Source organism: Massilia sp. UYP34, from assembly GCF_056279385.1.
The window spans coordinates 199490-213793 of sequence record NZ_JBWBRF010000002.1 but is presented as its reverse complement, the minus strand read 5'-3'; the positions used below and the strand labels follow the sequence as shown (position 1 = coordinate 213793).

General features: G+C 69.6%; 13 protein-coding genes. All 13 read right to left on the bottom strand.

The window, feature by feature from the left end; all coding sequences use genetic code 11:
* Window positions 1-2: 2 nt before the first annotated feature.
* Window positions 3-257, bottom strand: a complete 255-nt coding sequence (locus ACZ9AQ_RS04330) for a phosphopantetheine-binding protein (protein ID WP_429202541.1) — start codon at window positions 255-257, stop codon at window positions 3-5.
* Window positions 250-1023 (bottom strand): lysophospholipid acyltransferase family protein, encoded by a 774-nt coding sequence (locus ACZ9AQ_RS04325; protein WP_429202543.1) that lies wholly within the window; start codon window positions 1021-1023, stop codon window positions 250-252. Before ACZ9AQ_RS04325 ends, ACZ9AQ_RS04330 begins: the two co-directional genes overlap by 8 nt.
* Window positions 1013-1747 carry a beta-ketoacyl synthase chain length factor gene (locus ACZ9AQ_RS04320; RefSeq protein WP_429202545.1) on the bottom strand — a complete coding sequence of 245 codons (735 nt, stop codon included), beginning with the start codon at window positions 1745-1747 and terminating at the stop codon, window positions 1013-1015. Before ACZ9AQ_RS04320 ends, ACZ9AQ_RS04325 begins: the two co-directional genes overlap by 11 nt.
* 456 nt (window positions 1748-2203) lie before the next feature.
* Entirely contained in the window at window positions 2204-2461 is a 258-nt protein-coding gene (locus ACZ9AQ_RS04315) for a superinfection immunity protein (RefSeq protein WP_429202547.1), read from the bottom strand.
* Between the two features lie 8 nt (window positions 2462-2469).
* Window positions 2470-3930: a GNVR domain-containing protein gene (locus ACZ9AQ_RS04310; RefSeq protein WP_429202548.1), complete on the bottom strand. Its 1461-nt coding sequence runs from the start codon at window positions 3928-3930 to the stop codon at window positions 2470-2472.
* A gap of 229 nt (window positions 3931-4159) precedes the next feature.
* Window positions 4160-5641: a lipopolysaccharide biosynthesis protein gene (locus tag ACZ9AQ_RS04305; RefSeq protein ID WP_429202550.1), complete on the bottom strand. Its 1482-nt coding sequence runs from the start codon at window positions 5639-5641 to the stop codon at window positions 4160-4162.
* A 22-nt stretch (window positions 5642-5663) separates the two neighbouring features.
* Window positions 5664-6809 (bottom strand): glycosyltransferase, encoded by a 1146-nt coding sequence (locus tag ACZ9AQ_RS04300; RefSeq protein WP_429202551.1) that lies wholly within the window; start codon window positions 6807-6809, stop codon window positions 5664-5666.
* Window positions 6793-7908 carry a glycosyltransferase family 4 protein gene (locus tag ACZ9AQ_RS04295; RefSeq protein WP_429202553.1) on the bottom strand — a complete coding sequence of 372 codons (1116 nt, stop codon included), beginning with the start codon at window positions 7906-7908 and terminating at the stop codon, window positions 6793-6795. The genes ACZ9AQ_RS04300 and ACZ9AQ_RS04295 overlap by 17 nt, the downstream gene beginning before the upstream one ends.
* Complete coding sequence (locus ACZ9AQ_RS04290) at window positions 7905-9500, bottom strand: O-antigen ligase family protein (RefSeq protein ID WP_429202555.1); 1596 nt, start codon at window positions 9498-9500, stop codon at window positions 7905-7907. Before ACZ9AQ_RS04290 ends, ACZ9AQ_RS04295 begins: the two co-directional genes overlap by 4 nt.
* 23 nt (window positions 9501-9523) lie before the next feature.
* Window positions 9524-11239 (bottom strand): glucosamine inositolphosphorylceramide transferase family protein, encoded by a 1716-nt coding sequence (locus ACZ9AQ_RS04285; RefSeq protein WP_429202557.1) that lies wholly within the window; start codon window positions 11237-11239, stop codon window positions 9524-9526.
* Window positions 11218-12114 carry a hypothetical protein gene (locus ACZ9AQ_RS04280; protein ID WP_429202559.1) on the bottom strand — a complete coding sequence of 299 codons (897 nt, stop codon included), beginning with the start codon at window positions 12112-12114 and terminating at the stop codon, window positions 11218-11220. Before ACZ9AQ_RS04280 ends, ACZ9AQ_RS04285 begins: the two co-directional genes overlap by 22 nt.
* Entirely contained in the window at window positions 12114-13289 is a 1176-nt protein-coding gene (locus ACZ9AQ_RS04275) for a Gfo/Idh/MocA family protein (protein ID WP_429202561.1), read from the bottom strand. Before ACZ9AQ_RS04275 ends, ACZ9AQ_RS04280 begins: the two co-directional genes overlap by 1 nt.
* Window positions 13276-14301 (bottom strand): DUF354 domain-containing protein, encoded by a 1026-nt coding sequence (locus ACZ9AQ_RS04270; RefSeq protein ID WP_429202562.1) that lies wholly within the window; start codon window positions 14299-14301, stop codon window positions 13276-13278. The genes ACZ9AQ_RS04275 and ACZ9AQ_RS04270 overlap by 14 nt, the downstream gene beginning before the upstream one ends.
* Window positions 14302-14304 lie beyond the last annotated feature (3 nt).

Here is a 14304-nt window from a genome sequence, read left to right as displayed (position 1 = left end):
TCCTACTTCTTCCGGTTGGCTTCGATCATCGCTGCCAGCGCACGCACCGAAGCGAAATGACGGCGCGTCTCTTGCGATTCGGCCGCCAGGGTGATGCCGTAGCGCTTCTGCAGCGCCACGCCGATTTCCAGGGCGTCGATCGAATCGAGTCCCAGCCCCTCGACGAACAGCGGCGCCTCGCTGTCGATATCCTCGGGCGAGATGTCCTCGAGCTGGAGAACGTCGATGATCAGTTCCTTCACTTCCTGTTCAAGCATGTTGCTGGCCTTCTTTCATGAAAAACTGTTGCAGGTAATCGGTCAGGCGCCGCGCCGCGACCACTTCGGGCACATCGTTGGCCAGAAACACGTCGACGGCGATGTCGTCCTTGACCTCGATATGGAACTGCGCCTGGCGCGGCGGCACGTGCCACCATTTGTCGCCCTTTCCAAGGGTCGGCGGGTCGCACCGGATCACGACCGGCGTGACCGCGCGCCTGCCGCGCACGGCGACATTGGCGGCCCCACGCTTGAGCGTTGCGGCGCCGCCCGGCGGCGTGCGCGTCCCTTCGGGAAAGATGATCAGATTGCCGCCCGCGCGTAGCGAGGCGATGCAATCCTCGACCAGCTCCGGCCCGCGGTCGTTGCAGATATAGCCGGCGGCGCGGATCGGCCCGCGCATGAAGGGGTTGTTCGACAGCGTTCCCTTGACGATGCAATCGGCGTTGCGCACGAAGGCGATCAAGAAGACGGTATCGATGAGGGTCGGGTGGTTCGCCAGGATCAGCTGGCCATCGCGATCGAGCTTGTCGAGGCCGTGCACCTGGTAGCGCAACACCCCGAGCGTGCGCATGATGCCGACGAAGGCGCGAAAGCTCAGGCGCACGACCGCGCGCGCCGCGCGGCGGCGTACGGCGGGCGCGCGCACGAACAGCGACAGCGATGGGAACACCGCGATCCGCAGCAGCATGCCGCCCACCCCGAACAGCGCGAAACTCAGTCCGGTGGCGAACACCCGCCAGGCGCGGCCGGCATCAGGCAGCATCGCGTCTCCATGTCCAGCGCCTGCCTTGCGCCTCGCGCACCAATGGCGCGCCGCCGCCGAGCTGGAAGCGCAGCACCTCCAGGCCGCCCGGCATGCGCTGGCTGGACTGGCCGGCATGCGCGCACCAGGACAGCCGCAACGCCGATGCGCCGGCCGGCACCATCGCCCAGGCGAACGCGAACGGCTGCTCGTGGCAGTCCTCGAATGGGGCGAGCGGGTCCGGCAGCGGCATGTCGCACGCCACCAGCAAGACCATCGGCGCGCCGTCGGCAAGCTGGCCGCAGGCCTCGATCACGGCATGTTCGAGCGTGGCGCTGCCGGCGGCCAGGGCCACGTGATTGGCGCGGTCGGCGCGGGCGATCGAGAACAGCCCGGCGCTGGCGTTGTGCACGGCCAGGCCGAATGCGGTGGGCGACAGCGGCTCCTTGCGCGCCAGCGCGCGCAGCAGGTCGACCGAACGCGCGACCTCGCCGTGACGCGAGCAGAATACGGTGGGAATGTCGAGGTCCTGGCCGGCGACCTCGTAGGCCACTTCGAGCGCCATGCGTCCCGGCAGGCCGGCGCGGCGGCGCAACATGGCGGGCATCGCGGCGAGCTTCGGCTCGTCGCCCGGCGCCAGCGCCCAGGGTTCCTCCGCCCATGCGGCCCATCCCTCTCGTGTCGTCACGCCGGGAGCCCATGCGGCATGACGCGCGATGGAGAAAGCGACCTCGTTCTCGAACATAAAACTGCCAACAATGGGGGAATGACGCGTCCATGGGACGCCCGGGAAAACTGATCCGATTATAAACGCTCAGTTTCCTTGTAGGAACTGTCTGACAGGCTCACACAGCAGTTTTGCAACAATGTGGCGACATCTCCCGCATGGAGTTACCTTTGGGCAACGAGGATTTTGCCACACCAGGGTGGGTACAAAGCTCACACATTGTCACGATTGGCGGTCGCCGCCAGGCGCCGCAATGGCGCGCGGCCGACTGCGACGCGCATGCCGCCGGTATCGTGATGGTTGAATGCCCGCGGGGGCGTGACCGGGGCACGGCCATGGTACGCGCAACCGGCGCGGCGGTCCGAACGACGGCGCGGGTCACCGCTGGTCATGGCGCACTGACAGGCGGTTATCGGTGCGGGACCACCGCCACGCCGCCGTCACAACCCCTGTACGTATCGGGAATGGCGTCGCTCAGCCGGGAGGCAGCGCGTAGCGACGCAGGGCGCTCGTGCGCCGCGTCAGGACGAAGACCAGGGCCACGATCCAGGCCGCTCCGGTCCAGCCGAGCAGCGCGCACCACAGGAATACCCGGTCGGTATGGGGATAGCCGCGCTTCATGGCGATCACGCCTGGCAACAGCAACAGGTACAGCAGGATCCCCAGGAGCACGAGGGCGATGCGGAAGAGGCACCACGCGGCAGCGGCCAGCAGGACGATCCCGATACGCATGACCCGCTTCATGCCTCCCCCCGGGAAGGCTGGCGCAGCCGTTCGCGCAAGGTCAGGAAGAAGGCCCCGCCGATGCCGAAGCACAGGCCGAGCACGACGGAGAGTGCGACGATCGCTTTGCGCGAACCGGTCGGCCTGGCCGGGACGACCGCCTCGTCGACGATCCTGACGTTGCTGGAGCGGTCTCCGGCGTCGACGTCGAGTTCCTCCAGCCGCCGCAGCACCGCGTTATACAGGTCGGTCTCGGCCTTCAGGTCGCGCGCCAGCCGCTCGAGCTCGGTCGCCACGGCGGGCAGGCGCCCGGTCTCTGCCTCGAGGCCGGCGATCTCCCGGCGCGCCCCTTCGAGCTGCTGTTCCAGCGCCAGCAGCTCTGGATGCCGGTCCCCGTAGCGCACGCCGAGTTCGGCGCGCCTGCGTTGCAGCTGGGACAGCTGCTCGCGGGTCGCCGACAGGCGGCCCAGCGCCAGGCGCGTATCTTCGACGACGTCCGCGGCGCCGTGCTGGCGGCGGTAGGATTCGTAACGCTCCTCGGCCGCGGCGAGGCGCTCGCGCAGCGCGGGAAGGCGCGCGCGCAGCACCTCCATCGAGCCGGTCGACTCGTTCGCTTTCTGGAGACGGACATGCTCCATGTAGACGTTGCCGATCTCGTTGAGGACGGCCGTGACGCGGCGCGGCTCGGCGCCTTCGAGCCTCACGCTGAGGACGCCTGTGTCCTTGCCGAGCTCGGCAACGTTCAGCGCGTCGCCGATCTCTTCGATGACGGCCGGGACCGGGCGCCGCGCCACCAGGTAGGCGGTGCCCGGCGCGCCCTCCATTGCGTCGATCGTCAGGCGCACGCTGGCGCCGTCGAGCGCCGCCAGCAGGGGTTCGCCGACCCGGCCGACGCCAACGGGGCGGCCGTCCGCGGCGTGCAGGCTGTAGCGCTCGCCGTCGAGGCGCGTGACATGGAACGGCTGGTCGAGAAGTTCCGGGGGTACCGACAGCTCGCCCACCCGGATGCGTTCGCCGCCCCAGGCATAGCCGCCGTAGGGCGCCGGCGCCGCGCCGCGGCCCGCATTCCAGCGCGCCAGCGCCGCGCCGACCAGCGGAAACCGGCGCGGCTCGGCCACCAGGTCCAGCCGCAGGCGCGTCGCGGCGGCCCCGATGACCGAGCGCGAGCGCAACAATTCGGCTTCGGACATGGCGCGCTTGTACGCCATGCCCGGCGTGGTGTCGCCCAGCAGGGTGCGCGGTTCGGACGAGCGCATGTCGGTCACGTGGATGAGCAGGTTGGCGGTATAGGACGGTGGCCGCGCCAGCGCATAGAGGACGCCCAGCGCCGCCACCGAGAGCGTCACCAGCGCGATGAACAGCCGGTGGCGCACCAGCACCCCGACATGCTCGGCCAGCCTGAACGGGGCCAGCGCGGGCCCGGGATCGAACCTGTCCAACGGCGTGACTTCGGGTGTCAGGATCTCGTTCTTGCCCATGCTGTTCCCTCGGTTGGACCGGCACAGCGCACCGCTGTGCAACGATTTGAATGACCTGGCGCGTGAAGGCAACCCTGCAATCACTACCCTAACGCGATAAACACTTCACTTGCTGAGCTAAATCAAGGCGATCGGTACCTCAGCAAGCGGCAGCGGTGCTCGATGCGCGTTCCCCCACCGATGCTGCAGCGGCTTTCCGCTTCTTCAGCGTCCGGGGACATGGCGGCAGTCAGGCCGATGGCGGCTGCGCCACGACCGGCGCCACGCCGGATACGGCGAACGGCGCGCGCAGGCGGCGCAGCTCTCCCAGGCCGCCACACGCGGCGAACAGCGCCAGCGCCGTGGCGCCATACACGCCCAGCTTGCCCCCGAGGGAGCGCCACGGGTCGGCGCCGAACGCCGGCGCGGACCATTCGGCCAGCAGGATTCCCGCCACGCAGGCGCCCAGCACCAGCCGCGCCAGCCGCACCGGACACATCGCGCGCCATGGCCGGCCCAGCACCTTCCCCACCGCGCGCGCGTTGGCCAGTTCGCACAGCAGGAAGGCGGCCACGCTGCCGAGCGCCGCCCCGGCCAGGCCGAACCAGTGCACGCCGGCCAGGCTCAGGGTGGCGGACAGCGCCAGTCCTGCGAGATTGATCCGCAGCGCCAGCCGGCCCATGTCGAGCGCCGGCATCGCGAAGCCGATCGCCACCGACTGCAGCGCGACCAGCACCAGGTACAGGCGCATCACCGGGACCGCCGCCAGATAGCGTTCGGTGTACACCAGCGCCACGATCTCGGGCGCCAGCAGGAACAGCGCACCGGCCAGCGGCGCGAGCAGCAGCGTCGCCGCCCCGCTCCCCTTGAGCAGCAGCGCATGCACGTCGGCGCGGGCGCCCGCGGCGACGGCGCGGTTCAGGTGCGGCAGCATGGCGCTGTTGATCGGCTGGCGGATCAGGGTGGCGACCGGCAGCACCACGGCGCCGATGGAGAACGCGGCGAACAGGTGCGCCGGCATGACCGATGCGGCGATCCAGCCGTCGGCCTGGGCCCGCATGGCGAACAGGCTGCCGCCCGCGGCGAACGGCAGTGCGTAACGCCATTGCGCCAGCAGGCTGGCCGGCTCGCAGCGCAGGCGCGCGCCGCCGGGCCGCGTCAGGAAATAGGCCGCCAGCACCGCCAGGCGCAGCGTGGCATCGAGCACCAGCGCCGCCAGCACCCAGGCGATGTCGTGCGACAGGATCGCGGCCAGCGCCACCAGCGCGGTGCGCAGCAGGGCCAGCGCCAGCTCGGTGCTGCAATGCCACAGGATACGCCCCTCGGCGATCGCCAGCGTGGTCGTGATCGACAGCAGCACCGACAGGCCGAGGTACAGCGCCGACAGGCCGTGCGTCGCCCCATGCAGCGCGCGCAGCAGATCGCCCGCGAGCGGGCTGGCCGGACTCGCGAGCAGGGCCACGACCAGGCCCATGCAGGCCAGATAGGCGAGCGCGTTGCCGATCACCGTCAGTTGCCGGCCGTCGGCCCGCGGGAGGAAGTAGTACAGCGCCTGCGGCATGAACGCCGGCGCCAGCGCCAGCGCCGTGCCCAGCATCAGGGTCAGGAAGCGGTACTGGCCGAAGGCATCGAAGTCGAGCTGGCGCACCAGGATCACGGGCATCAGGAACTGCAAGGCGAACTCGGCCATGCCGCCGGCGGTCAGGAACGCCGCCGACCGGCTCACTCCCATGGCGGAGCCGGCGCGCCCCATGTCAGTGGCGCGCCAGGTCGATCAGTTCACGCACGTAGGCGTCCACCATCCGCGTGAGCGAGAATTCGCGGATCACCTTGCGCAGGCTGGCGGCGCCGAACCTGCTCCGGCAGCCGGGATCGGCCATGCGCAGGATGCGGTCGGACAGCGCCGCCACGTCGGCCTTGGGATACAGGTAGCCGTTGCCCAAGTGCTCGACCTGCTCCGAGGCGCCGCCCACATCGGCCATGATCAGGGGCTTGCCCATGGCCATGGCCTCGAGCGCCGCGATCGAGAATGTCTCGTTGTGCGAGGGCACCACGATGACGTCGCACGAGGCGATGGCGAGCCGCACGTCGGCCAGCACGCCCGTGATCGCCACGTCCCCGGTCAGGCACAGGCTGTCGATGGTGGACTCGATCGCCGGTCGCATCGGCCCATCCCCGATCATCAGGCACTTGGCGCAGGTGCCGGCCGTGCGCGCCATGTGAAGCGCGCGCAACAGGTCTTGATGCCCCTTTTCCTGGCGCAGGATACCGCAGACGCCGACCACGTAGTCGTGCCCCGCGAAGCCGTGCTGGCGGCGGAAAGCGCTGATCTGCGCCGTCCCGAAGTCGTTCCTGAAGCGGCCGAGGTCCACGCCGTTGTGCACCACCTGCGAACTGCGCGCCCGGACCCGCTGGGTCTCCCAATACGAGCGCTGGTTCTTGCAGACGAAGACCAGCAGGTCGGACATCCACATCAGGGGACGGTACAGGACCATCTGCAGCCACGCGCGCCGCGTGAACGGCTCGGTCGAGTGCAGGATCTCGACCACGCGCAGGCGTTTGCGCGACAGCAGCCGCACCGCCCAGGCGTAGATCAGCGGATACGGGTTGGCGCAGACGACGATGTCGACCTCGCGCTGCGCCGCGTACTGCGCCAGCCGGCGCGCCGCGCCCAGGTCGAGCTTGTTGCGCGCGTTCAGGCAGAACGCCGACACCCGGCACTGCGCGTCGTCGAAGGCGCCGGGGATCTCGCCCTCGTTCTTCAGGTAGACCAGCGACACCGAGAAACGGCGCCGGTCGAGCGCCTGCGCCAGCGTGACCGCATGGGTCTCGGCCCCGCCGACGCTGGCGGACACGACCAGGAACATCACATGCAGCGGCCGTTCAGTTCCTTGTTCCATGGCAGAGCTCCTCGAGTCCATCCAGATAAGGGCCGAGCACATCCTGCTCGGCATAATGCCGCTCCATGTAGGCGCGGCAGCGCGCGCTGCACGCCTGCCAGTCGGCCCCGCCCGCGGCCAGCGCGGCGACCTGCGTGGCCATGTCGTCGAGCGTCGTTGCCGCGTGGCCCAGTCGTTCGCGGGCGATCACGCAGTCCGGATCGAAGAAGGCGACCGTGGGCGTGCCGTGGATCCAGGCCTGCAGGTACGAGTTGGGAAAGCCTTCGCTGTCCGAGGTATTGACGAACACGCGCGCCGCCGCATAGCGCCCGGCCATCCGGTGATACGGCACACGGCCGTCGAACGACAGGTTCGGCAGCAGCGCGGCCTGCGCCGCGATGTCGGCATACAGGTCGGCGGCGCCGGGCTGCTCGCCGCCGATCATGCAAAAGCGCAGGTGCGGCAGGCGGCGCGCCAGCGCGAGCAGCAGGTCGGGACGCTTGAACTGGCGCAGGTTGTTCACCCACAGCACGTCGATATCGCGTTCCACCGGCCGCGCCGCCGCCTGCACCAGCATGCGCGCGACCGTGCTGTCGCGCCGGTAGTTCTGCAGCATGGCGTCGCGCTGGTGCTGCGTCTGGACCAGCACCAGGTGCGCCCGACGCAACCCGTATTCGTACAGCTTGCGGTCGCGCCGGTACTTGATCAGGAGCGCATCCGGCACGCAATCGCTGTCGTGCGCGACCCGGAACACCAGCTTGCGGCCATAACGGCGGCAGAACAGCGCGACCAGCCCGAGCTGCATGCCGGCGCAGCTCAGGTAGTACACGTCCGCATCGGCGCGCCGCAGGGCGCGCCAGGTCTTGATCCAGCGCGGATACACGAAGCGCAGCAGCGGCAGTCCGGCCTCCTGGCCGAACGCGCGGTGGGTGACGATGCCCGACCAGCTGCGGCGGTCGGCCTGGCCGTAGTCGTACACCACCATGCTCACCTCGAAGCCGCGCCGCACCAGCGCCAGGGCCAGCAGCGTCTGCTGGACCTGCTCGCCGCCGATCCCGTGCATATTGAATTCTTCGGCCAGCACCGGCAGGTTGTCCATCCCGACGAAACAGACTTTCATGACGCCGCTCCCGCCGCCGGCCGGCCGCGCGCCGGGACGCCCGGCGCAGCCACCGGCTGCGCGGCCACGCGGTGCGCACGGGCCAGGGTCCCGACCGCCGCGCCGTAACACAGCCAGAAATACACGCTCGTAAAAGACGGCATGAAGCTGTCGTCGGTCAGGCCCTGGACCAGCAGCAGCAGGATGCAGGCCGCGCCGCCGCTGAAGAACCCGGCCAGCGCGCCCGGTGCAGCCTGGGTGGCCTGCGCGGCCTGGCGCGCCGCGCGCCGCAACAGTCGCCACGCATGGGCGAAGAACAGCGCGATCAGCACGCTGCCGACGATGCCGACGTCGAGCAGCGCGGCCAGGTAGGCGCTGTGCGGGTGCCCCACCGGCAGGATCGTGCGTGCCTGCGCCGCCTGCGACCACAGGATCGATGCATGGCCGCCGCCCAGGATCGGGCGATCGAGAATTTCCGGCAGGAGCGGCAGCCAGATGGCGTCGATGCGGCCCGAGCTGAGCAGGCCAAGGTCGCCGCCGCCGATGCCGTGCAACGCCCGCTGCGCCAGCGAATCGGACGACAGGGCCGCGACCAGCGCCAGCGCGACCAGCATCCAGAGCGGCCAGCTGCGGCCGCGCGCGCAGACCAGCGCATACAGGATCACCACCCCCAGCCCGAGGAAGGCGCCGCGCGAAAAGGTCATCAGGACGCCCCCCATCAGCACCAGGCAGGCCAGCGCCAGCGCGGCCCGCGCCGTGGCGCACCCGGCCGTCCCGAGGGCGCAGATGGCCAGGGCGAGCGCCATGTTCAGCAGCAGGCCGAGTTCGTTCGCGTGCAGGCCCAGCACCGACAGCGAGCGGCGCGATTCCTGCTGCGCCAGGTCGGCGCCGGCGCTGGCGCCGAGCAGCGCGAACAGGCAGACCAGCGTCGCCAGCACCACCGCCGACGACAGCACCGGCAGCAGCAGCCAGCGCGAATCACGCACGTTCGCCGCCAGCAGGCCCACGATCGCACAGCCGGCAATGACCAGCGCGGGGGCGAACAGGCTCACCCTCAGGTAGCCCAGCGGCGTCGTCTCGCGCACCACCTCGAGCACCCTGAAATATTCCGGGATGGCGCTTGCCGACCTGGCGCCGTTGAAGGCGGCGAACACGAACAGGGCGACATAGGCGAGGAAAGCGGGCCGCCAGCGGGGATAGCGGATGCGCCAGGGATCGAGCGCATGGCCGCATGCGACCGACACCAGCGCGAGCAGCATCACCAGCCCGACGATGCGCTGGCCGGACACGCCGGCCACGCCTTCGGACAGGAAAAAGGTCGACACATAGGGCAGCAGGAAAATCGCCGCCACGGCCAGGACACGGAAATCGCGCATGCCGGCCAAGGCCACGAGGCCGGCGCCGAGGACGGCGGCGGCGCGTACGCCGCCGAGCAGCTCGCACGCCATGCCGACCGCCAGCGCAGCACCCAGGCAGGCCAGGTACACGGGCGCCGCCGCGCCGGGCCGGGCCGCGACGGGCGGCGCAATCGATGCCGCAGGTAATGGCGACAGCGGCGGCGACGGCGGTGGCGACGTCGGTGACGACTGCGGTGGCAAGGTCGGATCGTTCATCGGGTTCTCATCGGCGCAGTCCCTCAGGGAGCGAAGCAATGGGTCTTGAAATCGACCACGGTCACGTTGCCGTCCGACGAGATGTGGTGGCTGCCGAGCGAGCGCTGCAGGTAGTCGTGCCGGATGTCGGTGACCTTGCGCTCCGCATACCTGGTCTCGTCGAGTTCGATGATCTCGTACAGGGCCAGGCCTTCCCCGTACTGGTCGAACCCCTGGCGCTGGGCGGCGCGGTAGATGCGGCCTTCGTCCACGATCAGGCCGGCGTTGCGCCCCATGTCGGTATCGATGTAGAGCGGGTTCATCGGGTGCGGCGTCCATGCTCCGCCGAGCGGATCGGGCGCATGGAACAGGCACAGCTCGGAACAGTGGTCGTTCAGGCCGGCGCGGTCGATGCTGGTGAGCAGCCACCAGCGTCCGCGGTGCTCGAAGAACATCGAGTCGGCGGCCGAGATGCCGTCGATGGCGACCGAATCGAGCGACCAGCGCAGCGGGAACTCGTCGCATTTGTAGATGCGGATCTGGTTGCTCTCGGAGGTCTCGGGACACATGTAAAGGTGGCCCGCGTATTCGAACAGGAACGGAAACGACAGGTGGAAGGGCTCGCGCAGCGCCACGCCGAGGCACTTGACGTCGGACTTGGTGATGTCGAGCACCGAGATATGCGCGCGATTGGTGGCATAGACATAGTCTTCGACGAAGCAATAGATCTTTCCGGCGTGGACCCGCAGGAAGGGATCGGCCCAGAAATGCCCGTCCGGCGCCGCCACCGGCACCCCGCGCCACAAGACGGCGTTGCGCCACCCGGAACGGGTCACCGACAGCGTCCACTTGTGACGGATGCCGAGGATGCGCCGCGCGCCGCGCAGGCCGAGCCGCCCGGCCAGCTTGAGCGCATAGCGCAGCGCGTGCAGGCCGCCCGGCGGCGCCAGGCAGCACCCCGAGTACGGGACCGGATCGCGCACCGCCGGCAGCTTGCGCGTCGCGGCCACGTCGCTCAGCAGCCTGCGCAGCTGGGCATGCGCCTTGCAGAACAGGTGCGCCTGGTTGAGCAGGAACGAATACTTGGTACGGAACGCCCCCTCGACCAGGACCTGTCCCGCCTCCCCTGCCCGTCCCAGCCGGACGATGGCAAACCCGGTCTTGCGCGTGCGGTGGTAGGTCTCCCAGAAGCCGATGGGCGCGCCGCCGGCGATCCGGTCGCGCCGGTAGTCGATGCCGATGGCGCCGAGGCGCGCCGCGCCAGCCAGGCGCTCGTCGCAGGTGGCGCCGTCGCAGCACACCAGCAGGTCCAGCTCCAGGCCGCCCAGCTCCGGGGCGGAGATCGACGCGGGCGCGCCATCGGGCAGCGCAGCGGGCGCGGGATCGGGCGGCGCGGCCGCCGCGGACCTGCGCGGCGCCAGGCTGCGCACCGGCACCCCGCGCGCCGCGGCCAGGGTGGCCACGTCGACCACTGCCAGATGCGCGCGGTGCGCCTCGTAGTGGCGCAACAGTTGACGCTCCAAGGCCGTCACGCCGGCAAGCAACAACGGCATGCGCGGCGCCGCCCCCCCGAGGGCCGCGGAACGGCGCGTGCGCCCGGCCCGGCCCGGCGGCGCCCCATCAAGGACCAGGACCAGCGCCAGCTCGAGGTCGCGGTTTTCCGCCAGCCAGTCGCACAGGGTGGCCGTGTAGCCGTCGCTCGCGCGGGTTTCGAGCAACAGGCCGACGCGCAGCGGCTTCACTGTACCGGCACGCTGCATGGCTCGCCCCTTCCCAGCGCCGTGTAATGGTCGATCAGGTATTTGGTATGGCGCACCTTGCCCAGGCTGGAAGCGCCGAACACGATCGATTCGATGCGCGGCTGGCCGCAGACGTACTCGATCGCTTCGGCGGCCGGGATCGCACCGGAAGCAAACACCGACATCGCCACCGCGCGGAACTGGCGCGAAGCGACGGCTTCCTCGTAGGCCGGCAAGCCGCCGCACATTCGGAAACCGATCTTGTTGATGTTGGCGCAGACGATCGGGTTGGCGATGCCCACGGCGTCGAGCGCCTCGAGCAGCCGGGGCAGGTTCATGGTGATGAAGCCGGGTTCGGCTCCGTAGCGCTCGCGCACATGGTCGTGGAAGGTACGCAGCGCGTCGTGGAATCCGAGACCCAGCGCCAGATCGGTGACCACGTTCTGCAGGAAGACCACCGGTGTCGGGATCGCCGTGAACATCTTCATCTCGGCGTCGATGAGACGCCGGATCAGCGCGTCGACGTCGCGCCGCGCCACCGCGATGCCGCTCTTGACCGCCGCCGTCAGCGGCGCTTCGTCCGGCAGGAACTTGCGGACCGCCTCGATGATGCCCAGTTCGGACACCGCGTTGGCATACTTGTGCGCGTAGGGCATGCACGGATAGATTTTCAGCCGGCGGTAGCGTGCCTGCTGCGCGCGGATGGTCTCGCAGATCCCTGCGACCCGCTCGTGGGTGGTGCACATCAGTACTTCGATGCCTATCTCCAGGACGCCGTCGAGCATGGCCATGATTGCCTCGTTGCTCTGGAACTGCATGCTCTGGGCCCGCGCATGCTCATCCGACATGTGGTTGATGCCGAAGAACTGGTTGTCTCCAAATAGAATACGGTCCATCAAGGGCTCCCTTTTAATACCTTCATGATCGTCTCGGGCGAGCTCAGAATCGCGTCGCGCAGCCTTGCCCAGCGCCCCGGGGCGCCGCGCGCGACCGCCAGGTCGGCGCCGCTGACGGTGTCGGTGCGGGCGCCGGACGCGCCGGCGGCGTCGCGCCGGATCATGTCGGCCACCACGTCGGTGGCCAGCCCCGCGGCCAGGCCGCAGTGGCTGTCGACCCGGCGCTGCCGGACCGATTCGGCGAAATAATCGATCTGCGCCGAGTACTCCTCGCCGCGCAGGTAGAACCACACCGGCCTGGTCAGCTCGGTGGTATAGCGGACATTCCAGCCTGCCGCCAGGTCGGGACGGGCCGCCACCGGCGTGCGCAGGTGGATGTGCAGCTCCTGGCGGCTGGCCTCGATCTTGCCGTTGGTGCCCCACAGCACGAGCGTGGTCGACATCTTGCGGTGGCTGTCGTCGCTCCAGTTGGCCGACAGCTGCGCGGTCTTGCCGTCGGCATACGACAGGTTGGCATACACCTCGTCGTCGGCCGAGGCGGAAAACACGCTGCTGAGGATCGAGCCCGATACGCCGGTCGGCGGGCCGACCATGAAGTTGAGCAGGTCGATTCCGTGGCATGCGTAGTCATACAGGCAGCCGCCGCCCTCGTTGCGGCTGCTGCGCCAGGTGGCGCCCTTCGGGCGCAGCACCACCGGGCCATAGCAGTCGACGCGCGCATGATGCACGCGCCCGATCGCGTTCACGTCGAGCAGGCGCCGGACCTCTTCGAAGGTGCCCAGGAAGCGGTTGTGGTAGCCGACCTGGGTCACGGCGCCGCGCGCGGCCGCCAGCGCCACCAGGCGCGCGCCCTCCTCGACGTCCAGGCAGAACGGCTTTTCGCAGAACACGTCGAGGCCGTGCTCGAGCGCCGCGCGCACCATCCGCGCGTGCAGCCGCGATGGCGTGGCCACCAGCACCGCGTCGAGCCGCTCGCGCTCGAGCATGCGCGCATAGTCGCTGTAGGTTGCCACCTTGGTGTAGCGGCCGATGATGTCCAGCAGCCAGGTGGCTGGGTCGCAGACGGCGACCAGCTCCAGGTCGGGATGGGCGCCCACGATGGCCTGGTGCGACAGGCCCATCTTGCCCAGGCCGGCGATGGCGATGCGAATGGGGGGCGTGTCAGGCGTGTGCATGGGTCACCTCGTGCTTGATCATGTCGTAGGCGGCGCGCCCCTTGGCGAGGAGGCCAGCGTTGGGGCCGGCCCGCTCGCGCGAGGCCAGGTAATCGAGGGCGCCTTGCGCGGTCAGCGCCGGCAGGTGGACGCAGGCGCCTTCGGCGATCAGGTAGCGGTCGACGTCGAGCAGCGCGTCCTGGTAGACCGAGATGGTGGGCACGCCCAGCACGGCCATCTCACGGGTCATGGTTCCGCCCGCGCCGATGAACAGGTCGCAGTCGCCGGCGATGGTCTCGATGTCGATCACGCCGGACAGCGTGCGGCAATGCCTGAACGCAGCGCCGGCATAATGCAGGTACTGCTCGCGCGAGCGCGGCAGCACGGTGACGCTGGCGCGGTGCTGCAGCGCGCCGATGACATCGTCGAGGAAATTGCGCGGCCCCCGGTAATACTGGGCCGTCCAGGGCTCGGGACGGACGAAGATGCGCGGCGGCGCCTGCGGATCGCGCGCGCGCGCCGGTGCCGGGCTGCGCTGCGCATACTCCCACAGGTAGATGCCCTCCTTCACGCCGGGATAGCGCTCCACCTTGGCCAGCGACGCCCCCTGGCGCCTGAGGTTCCGGGCCGTCAGGAATTCGGGCACCATGATCCGGTCGGCGCAGGCGAACGCCGGGACGTTGCCGGCGGCGTGCTCGTTGTCGTTCAGGTAGACCGACCGGATTCCCAGCAGCCGGGCCACGACCGGAGAGTGAAAAGAGCTTTGCGACACCGCCACCTCGACGCCACGCCGGCGCAGGAAGCGCACCAGCTGCGCGACGCGGATCGGGAAGCCGCAGGTCTTGCCGATCAGGGAGCGGCCATAATGCACGCCCACCGTCGTGTGCGCGATGCTGTGCATGCGCAGCAGGTCTTCGGTATTGGCCAGCGGACGGCTGGTGACGATGACCTCGTGGGAGCGCTGCAGGTCGCGGATCATCGTGCGGAACATATTGATGTGCGGCGAATTGGATAGATCGAACCAAATCTTCATGGA

What these genes read in the sequence shown, in the direction of transcription:
- ACZ9AQ_RS04315 (WP_429202547.1), bottom strand. Translation starts at nt 2,461, where the DNA reads ATGCGTATCGGGATCGTCCTGCTGGCCGCTGCCGCGTGGTGCCTCTTC.
- ACZ9AQ_RS04275 (WP_429202561.1), bottom strand. Translation starts at nt 13,289, where the DNA reads ATGCACACGCCTGACACGCCCCCCATTCGCATCGCCATCGCCGGCCTG.
- ACZ9AQ_RS04320 (WP_429202545.1), bottom strand. Translation starts at nt 1,747, where the DNA reads ATGTTCGAGAACGAGGTCGCTTTCTCCATCGCGCGTCATGCCGCATGG.
- ACZ9AQ_RS04305 (WP_429202550.1), bottom strand. Translation starts at nt 5,641, where the DNA reads ATGGGAGTGAGCCGGTCGGCGGCGTTCCTGACCGCCGGCGGCATGGCC.
- ACZ9AQ_RS04310 (WP_429202548.1), bottom strand. Translation starts at nt 3,930, where the DNA reads ATGGGCAAGAACGAGATCCTGACACCCGAAGTCACGCCGTTGGACAGG.
- ACZ9AQ_RS04295 (WP_429202553.1), bottom strand. Translation starts at nt 7,908, where the DNA reads ATGAAAGTCTGTTTCGTCGGGATGGACAACCTGCCGGTGCTGGCCGAA.
- ACZ9AQ_RS04285 (WP_429202557.1), bottom strand. Translation starts at nt 11,239, where the DNA reads ATGCAGCGTGCCGGTACAGTGAAGCCGCTGCGCGTCGGCCTGTTGCTC.
- ACZ9AQ_RS04290 (WP_429202555.1), bottom strand. Translation starts at nt 9,500, where the DNA reads ATGAACGATCCGACCTTGCCACCGCAGTCGTCACCGACGTCGCCACCG.
- ACZ9AQ_RS04300 (WP_429202551.1), bottom strand. Translation starts at nt 6,809, where the DNA reads ATGGAACAAGGAACTGAACGGCCGCTGCATGTGATGTTCCTGGTCGTG.
- ACZ9AQ_RS04330 (WP_429202541.1), bottom strand. Translation starts at nt 257, where the DNA reads ATGCTTGAACAGGAAGTGAAGGAACTGATCATCGACGTTCTCCAGCTC.
- ACZ9AQ_RS04270 (WP_429202562.1), bottom strand. Translation starts at nt 14,301, where the DNA reads ATGAAGATTTGGTTCGATCTATCCAATTCGCCGCACATCAATATGTTC.
- ACZ9AQ_RS04280 (WP_429202559.1), bottom strand. Translation starts at nt 12,114, where the DNA reads ATGGACCGTATTCTATTTGGAGACAACCAGTTCTTCGGCATCAACCAC.
- ACZ9AQ_RS04325 (WP_429202543.1), bottom strand. Translation starts at nt 1,023, where the DNA reads ATGCTGCCTGATGCCGGCCGCGCCTGGCGGGTGTTCGCCACCGGACTG.